This window comes from Salmonella sp. SAL4457 (genome assembly GCF_046548235.1).
GTDB lineage: Bacteria > Pseudomonadota > Gammaproteobacteria > Enterobacterales > Enterobacteriaceae > Salmonella > Salmonella enterica.
In genome coordinates this window covers 1-295 of the sequence record NZ_JBGDZO010000305.1, presented here as the reverse complement: position 1 = coordinate 295, position 295 = coordinate 1, and the positions used below count along the sequence as shown (strand labels likewise).

Annotated in this window: 1 protein-coding gene; it reads right to left on the bottom strand. The window is 66.8% G+C overall.

The annotated features are described in order from the left end of the window. Positions 1 to 22: 22 nt before the first annotated feature. The coding region (locus ACLJNW_RS24395; RefSeq protein WP_410961242.1) for a zinc-binding dehydrogenase at positions 23 to 295 on the bottom strand (273 nt) is incomplete at its 5' end.

The window sequence follows — 295 nt, the reverse complement described above, 5'->3', positions numbered from 1 at the left end:
GGTCTGAGCGGCCTCATGGAGCTTACGTGAGGACGATCTTGCCGATGTGCTGGCCGGAGTCCATCAGTTCGTGGGCCTGGCGCGCCTGTTCCAGGGGGAAGGTGCGGAACACCTGCGGCCGGACAGTGCCGGCGCGCACGTGCGGCCAGACCTGGCGCTCCAGTTCGGCGATGATCGCGCCTTTCTCGTCGTGGCTCCGCGAGCGCAGGGTCGAGCCAAGATGGACCAGGCGCTTGCTCAGCATCGGGAACAGGTCGACTTCGGCGGCCTTGCCCTTGATCACGCCGATCTGCAC